Source organism: Pseudomonas marginalis, from assembly GCF_001645105.1.
GTDB classification, from domain to species: domain Bacteria; phylum Pseudomonadota; class Gammaproteobacteria; order Pseudomonadales; family Pseudomonadaceae; genus Aquipseudomonas; species Aquipseudomonas petroselini.
Window position 1 is genome coordinate 23786 of the sequence record NZ_LKEG01000010.1, and the last position, 6357, is coordinate 30142.

The 6357-nt window shown below is 58.4% G+C and carries 7 protein-coding genes; 5 read left to right on the forward strand and 2 right to left on the reverse strand.

What is annotated here, in order from left to right:
- Nucleotides 1–29 precede the first annotated feature (29 nt).
- The 5 genes from AO064_RS00505 to AO064_RS00525 are packed head-to-tail and all read left to right on the forward strand — an operon-like array spanning nt 30 to nt 4655.
- Nucleotides 30–1688, forward strand: coding sequence for a methyl-accepting chemotaxis protein (locus tag AO064_RS00505; RefSeq protein WP_046035225.1), 1659 nt, complete (start codon nt 30–32; stop codon nt 1686–1688).
- 39 nt (nt 1689–1727) lie between these two features.
- The gene (locus tag AO064_RS00510; RefSeq protein ID WP_046035226.1) at nt 1728–2267 is read left to right on the forward strand and encodes a chemotaxis protein CheW; all 540 of its coding nucleotides are present in this window, start codon (nt 1728–1730) and stop codon (nt 2265–2267) included.
- Nucleotides 2268–2276: 9 nt separating this feature from the next.
- Entirely contained in the window at nt 2277–3086 is an 810-nt protein-coding gene (locus tag AO064_RS00515; protein ID WP_064052072.1) for a CheR family methyltransferase, read from the forward strand.
- Nucleotides 3083–3616: a chemoreceptor glutamine deamidase CheD gene (cheD, locus tag AO064_RS00520; protein ID WP_015885767.1), complete on the forward strand. Its 534-nt coding sequence runs from the start codon at nt 3083–3085 to the stop codon at nt 3614–3616. Before AO064_RS00515 ends, cheD begins: the two co-directional genes overlap by 4 nt.
- Nucleotides 3579–4655: a protein-glutamate methylesterase/protein-glutamine glutaminase gene (locus AO064_RS00525; protein ID WP_064052073.1), complete on the forward strand. Its 1077-nt coding sequence runs from the start codon at nt 3579–3581 to the stop codon at nt 4653–4655. The genes cheD and AO064_RS00525 overlap by 38 nt, the downstream gene beginning before the upstream one ends.
- A 590-nt stretch (nt 4656–5245) precedes the next feature.
- On the opposite strand, the gene AO064_RS00530 is transcribed toward AO064_RS00525, so the two are convergent.
- On the reverse strand, nt 5246–5446 hold the full coding sequence (locus tag AO064_RS00530) for a KTSC domain-containing protein (RefSeq protein ID WP_064052074.1): 201 nt from the start codon (nt 5444–5446) through the stop codon (nt 5246–5248).
- Between the two features lie 255 nt (nt 5447–5701).
- The gene (locus AO064_RS00535; protein ID WP_156521561.1) at nt 5702–6286 is read right to left on the reverse strand and encodes a hypothetical protein; all 585 of its coding nucleotides are present in this window, start codon (nt 6284–6286) and stop codon (nt 5702–5704) included.
- Nucleotides 6287–6357 lie beyond the last annotated feature (71 nt).

The window sequence follows — 6357 nt, forward strand, 5'->3', positions numbered from 1 at the left end:
CGTCTTTGCAATTCCATGGAGGTTCCCCGATGAAATGGTTCTACGATCTTAAAATTTCCACCAAGCTGATCAGCTCGTTCCTGGTGGTCCTGGCGCTGACCGGGGCCATGGGCGCCTTCGCGATCCTTCAGCTCGGTGCCGTCAACCAGGCCGCCCAGGACATCAAGGGCAACTGGATGCCCTCCATGCGCGCAGCGGCAGGCATGCGTTTTTTTGCCGCCAATTATCGCTTGAAAGAAAACCGCCACATCAGTACCGAGATTGCCGAAGAAAAGGTCCAGGCCGAACGCGAAGCCATCGAGGCGCGCCAGCAGTTCGAAACCCGCATGCAGACCTACGAGCAATTGTTGTCGAACGATGAAGATCGTCAACTCATGCTCAGCGTGAAAAGCGCATGGGACGCCTACATTGCGAGCAGCAAGCAGGTACTGGAGTTTTCCCGTCAGAACGAGGAAGCCCAGGCGCGCAGTTTGCTCAGGGGGGAATCCAAAGGGCATTTCGATGAGGTGACCAGCCGCCTGCAGAAAATGGTCGAGCTCAATGACGCCGGTGCGACTGCCGCGGGTGACAAGGGCTCGGTGCTGTATGAAAGCTCACGCATGTCGATCATCGCGGTACTGGTCGCGTCCCTGTTGATCGGTCTGGGCCTGGCGATATTCATCGCGCGGATCATTTCCCGCCCGTTGCGCCAAGCTGCCAGCGCCGCCGAGCAATTGGCCGAAGGCAACCTTAACGCGCACATCGAGCCAGGTGGCAAAGATGAAACCGGCCTGGTGCTCAACGCCATGCGTAACATGGTCGGCAAGCTGGCACATATCATCGGCGAAGTGCGTAACGCCGCCGATAACCTCGCCAGCGCCTCCGAACAGGTCAGCGCCACCGCGCAATCGATGAGCCAGGCCACCAGTGAGCAGGCCGCCAGTGTCGAGGAAACCAGTGCGTCGGTCGAACAGATGAGCGCCAGCATCAACCAAAACACCGAAAACGCCAAGGTCACTGATGGCATGGCCAGCAAAGCGGCCAAGGAAGCCACCGAGGGCGGCGAATCGGTACAGCAGACGGTGGTGGCGATGAAGAAAATCGCCCAGCGCATCAGCATCATCGATGACATCGCCTACCAGACCAATCTGCTCGCGCTCAATGCCGCCATCGAGGCCGCTCGGGCCGGCGAGCACGGCAAGGGTTTCGCAGTAGTGGCCGCCGAAGTGCGCAAGCTGGCCGAACGCAGTCAGGTCGCCGCCCAGGAAATCGGCGAACTGTCATCCAGCAGCGTGGAAATGGCCGAGAAAGCCGGCAAGTTGCTCGACGAAATGGTGCCTTCCATCAACAAGACGTCCGACCTTGTGCAGGAAATCAGCGCTGCATCCGAAGAACAGGCCGCCGGTGTCGCGCAGATCAACACGGCGATGACCCAGCTCAACCAAGTGACCCAGCAAAACGCCTCGAGCAGCGAGGAACTGGCGGCCACGGCCGAAGAAATGAGCAGCCAGGCCGAGCAACTGCAACAGGCCATGAGTTTCTTCGTGCTGGATTCCGCGTCCAAGGTTGCGGGTCAAAGCGCCGGCGCGGACAGCCCTGGCAGCACGCCCAACCGTCAGCCGCCACGCCCTAAACCAACGGCGCCGCGCAAGGCGTTCGCCTACACCATGGCCAGTGCCCCGGACGAATCGGATTTCACCCGCTTCTGATCGCACGATCGATGCGCGCCTACAAGGGAGAGTAGTGACATGGGTGCAGTAATGACGACTCGGCAGACCGCGGTGGCGGTCGATGAGGATGCGCAGTACCTGACCTTCATGCTGGGTGGCGAAATGTTCGCCATCGGCATCCTGGGGATCAAGGAAATTATCGAATACGGCAGCCTGACCGTGGTGCCGATGATGCCGTCTTTTGTGCGCGGGGTGATCAACCTGCGCGGCGCGGTGGTGCCGGTGGTGGACTTGTCGGCACGCTTTGGTCGGGCCAACTCAGCGATCACCCGGCGCTCCTGCGTGATCATCATCGAGGCGAGTACCGAGGACGGTCAGCCACAGGACATCGGGCTGCTGGTCGATACGGTGTCTGCCGTGCAGGAGATCCCGGCCACGCAGATCGAACCGCCACCCAGCTTCGGTGCGCGCATTCGCGCCGATTTCATCAGTGGCATGGCCAAGGTCGACGGTAAATTCGTGATCGTGCTGGAAGTGGACAAGGTGCTGTCCATCGACGAGATGTCCAGCCTGGCCGAGGCCGGCCAGGCGCCAGCCCCTGACCTCGACCCGCGTTGAGGCTCGATCATGTCAGACACCGTCTCCATCGACGATCGTGAATTCGGTCAGTTCCAGGCCTGGCTGTACCGCGCGGCCGGCATCAACCTGTCGCCGGCCAAGAAAGCCTTGGTGGCCGGGCGCCTGTTCAAACGCCTCAAGCACTATGAGCTGCAGAGCTATGGTGAGTATTTCAAGCTGATCATGAATGACCAGCGCAAAGGCGAACTGCAGGTTGCGCTGGATTTGCTGACCACCAACGAAACCTATTTTTTTCGCGAGCCCAAGCACTTCGACTTCCTGCGTCAGCACGTGCTGCCCAAGGCCGCGCCGGGCCGGATGTTTCGCGTGTGGAGCGCGGCCAGTTCCACGGGTGAAGAACCCTACAGCCTGGCGATGACCCTGGCCGAAAGCCTCGGCACCACGCCCTGGGAAGTGATCGGCTCGGACATCAGCTCCCAAGTACTGGCCAAGGCGCGCACAGGGCATTACTCAATGGAACGCATCGAGACATTGCCCCAGCCGCTGCTGGTCAAGTATTGCCTCAAGGGCGTTGGTCGCCAGGAGGGCACCGTCCTGATCGACAAGGCCTTGCGCAGCCGCGTCAATTTTGTCCAGGTCAACCTTAACGAAGCGCTGCCGGTTCTGGGGGAATTTGAGGTGATCTTCCTGCGCAACGTGATGATTTATTTCGATCAGCAGACCAAGAGCCAGGTGGTCGCGCGTCTGTTGCCGCTGCTCAAACCCGGTGGTTACTTGATCATCAGCCACTCGGAAAGCCTCCACGGTGTCAATGACACCTTGAAGCTGGTGGCGCCGTCGATTTACCGCAAGCCATGAAAAAGCCTGTGGGTACGACCGAAGTGATATTGGCGCCTGGCCAAGTCAGCTTTGCGACGCGGCCGACGCGCCTGCGTACCTTGCTCGGCTCCTGCGTGGCGATCACCTTTTGGCATCCGCAACGGCTGATCGGCGGCATGTGTCACTTCATGCTGCCGGGGCGCCTGCGCAAGCATCAGCCCCTGGATGGCAGGTATGCCGACGAAGCCCTGGAACTGCTGCTGCGCCACGCGCAAGTCAATGGCACGCATGCACGGGATTACCAGGTCAAGTTGTTCGGCGGCGGCGAGATGTTTCCTGATCTGCACCGCCGCCTGCCGACGCAGGACGTGGCCAGCCTGAATATTCGCGCGGCGCTGGCCCTGGCCGAGCGCTATCACCTGCACCTGACAGCCCAGGACATGGGCAGTACCGGTTACCGCACGATCATGTTCGACCTGTGGAACGGCAACGTCTGGGTTCGGCACCAACCAATGGGATTACTTCAAGAAGATGCCTACCAAAAAAATCAGTGTGCTGGTGGTCGATGATTCGGCCGTGGTGCGCCAGGTACTGCTGGCGATTCTCAGCGATACGCCGGATATCCACGTCATGGGTGCCGCGTCCGACCCAATTTTCGCCATGGATAAACTCGCTCGGGAATGGCCGGATGTGATCGTGCTGGACGTCGAAATGCCGCGCATGGACGGCATCACGTTTCTCAAGAAAATCATGAGCGAGCGGCCGACGCCGGTGGTGATCTGTTCCTCGCTGACCCAGAAAGGCGCGGAAACCTCCCTGCAGGCGCTGTCGGCGGGCGCAGTGGAAATCATCACCAAGCCCTCAACCGGTTTAAAGAGTTTCCTGATTGAATCGGCGGCCGAGTTGGTGGCAGCGATCCGGGCCGCAGCGAACTCCAACGTCAAGAACCTGGGAAAGCGCAGCGTCAGCCCGCCATTGACCCCGGCCAGCAAGCTCAGCGCCGATGCGATCCTGCCAGCCGGCAATGGCCACGCCATGGCCCAGACCACCGAGCGTATCGTCGCCATCGGCACCTCCACCGGCGGCACCCAAGCGCTGGAAGCCGTGCTGACGGCACTGCCGCGCGTGTGCCCCGGTATGGTTATCGTGCAGCACATGCCCGAGAAGTTCACCGCTTCGTTCGCCGAGCGCCTCAACAGCGTGTGCGAGATCGAGGTGCGCGAAGCGCGCAACAACGACCGTATCCTGCCCGGCCTGGCCCTGATCGCACCCGGCGGCAAGCACCTGATGGTCACCCGCAGCGGCGCCTATTATCACGCTCAGGTGATCGATGGACCGCTGGTCAACCGGCATCGGCCTTCCGTGGATGTGCTATTTCGCTCGGTGGCCCGGTTCGCCGGCAGGAATGCCACCGGCATCATCATGACGGGCATGGGCGACGACGGCGCGCGCGGGCTCAAAGAAATGCTTGAGGCCGGGGCCGCGACAGTCGCCCAGGACGAAGCCAGTTGCGTGGTGTTCGGCATGCCCAAGGAAGCCATCAAGCTCAACGCTGCTCAGCGCATCATGGCGCTGGAGGATATTTATCTGGCGATCTTGCACAAGTGAAGGTGGATGTTGGGCTGAGGTGAGAATTTTCTTCCTCCGAACGCTCGTAACGCGCCGGGCGGTACACCGGACATTGCTCGCCACAGGTATTCGATGGTTGGCGCTTTTTGTGTGCGCATGTCTGTGGTCTGTCGCTGTGCGTGGGAGAGCTTTGGGTCTGTCGGGGTCATATTGTCCCGGTTTCTCAGCACGCGCAGAGCTGCTGTCCATTCGCATTAGAAAGGAGCGTGTCCGTTCTTGATATTTGCTGAATGGGGTGGTGCAGGAGGAGGGTGAGGGCTGGCGCTGTCGCGGGCAGGCCAGCTCCCACAATGGACCTTGTTTCAGGTGTGTGGTGGGTAGTCATTCCGCCGATAAGCCACTTTTCTACAAAAAAAAAGACCTTGAATTTCAAGGTCTTTTTTTAAGATGGTGCCCGAGGGAGACTGTAGTGTTCCAGTAAACTCAAGGCCTCCAGAGAGGTTTGCTTTCTAGGGATACATGTAGGGATACATGCTCGCCATTGCTGTGGGCAGTATGAATAGTTTCAGGGATTCCATGCAAACCGTTCAGTCACTCCTCCACTGGGTCGCCTGGTACGTGCGGCTCGTTCAGCATTGGTAACGATCCTTTATGACTCGGTCGAAGTAGCCCCCTTTTGAAGGTGCGTTAATCAGCCCCTGATAGACGTTCAACGGTACGCGGCAAAAGTCGTACGTCTTTCCTTGCTTGAAAGTGATCTTCATTCGGTTGGTCGCCGGGTCGTAACCTACAGCTGTGATCGCTCTTGAGTTCACGCGAACCATTTCCATTGGGACATCCTTTCATGGGGGAGCTTACCGATATGTCAGCATCACTGAACATCGTAGCTCACGATATCCATTCGGCCTGGTGCCGGGGGAAATTCAACCCGTCTCGTAGAGCCGTGAAAATTTTGGTTTCTGTGACTGCTCGCTATGTTCAGGATAAAAGAGGGCATCCACGCAACATTCATCATGCTCAATCAGACCCTTAGGTCTGGCATCTATCTGAGTTTTTGTATGAGCTTATTGAGGGGGCAGTGGACGTTATTGAGGTAAACCCGGCTTCGAAGTCAGCAGCGTTTCCCTCAGTACGCGGCCACTTCTGTTTTCCACCTTGTATACGGTTTTGTCTACCAGTAAGAAAGTATTCTTGCCATCAGCCAAAATGAGGGTGCCTGTAAGCTTCGCGTCCTTGTTGTTTGTCAAGGTGTGCTGCTTGTCGAACCCCTTGATAAGTTCCTGCTGAGTAAACCCCTTAGTGTCAGCCTTACCCATTTTGATGCCCTGTTGAACACCTATAGCCGGCGTAAAAAAGGCTATGAACAAAAGAAACCCAACCCAGCAGGCTAGAACAATTTTTGTGTCTCGTTTCGCGTTCTTCACCACGGCTCCGATGAAGGCGCCCGCTACCAAAATGAAGCAAAACGCGAGAATGCCAGGGCCGATGATGGGGACGTAATTCGCGGCTTCCAAGGCGCCGGAAAACAAGCTGATGTAGCCGAATAGAAGCAGGCTAGGCGTACTCAATGCAATCTCGTTGGTATCGATTCCAAAGCTGTTGTAGTAGCCAACCAACAAAGAGTAGCCATACACCACAAGTGCTGCTTGGAGGCCCAGTGAACTGGTCAAGTAATCTTGGACACTGATTACGGTTCACGCCGCCAACCTTTCCTTCACGACCGGCGACCTGTAGTCGTTAT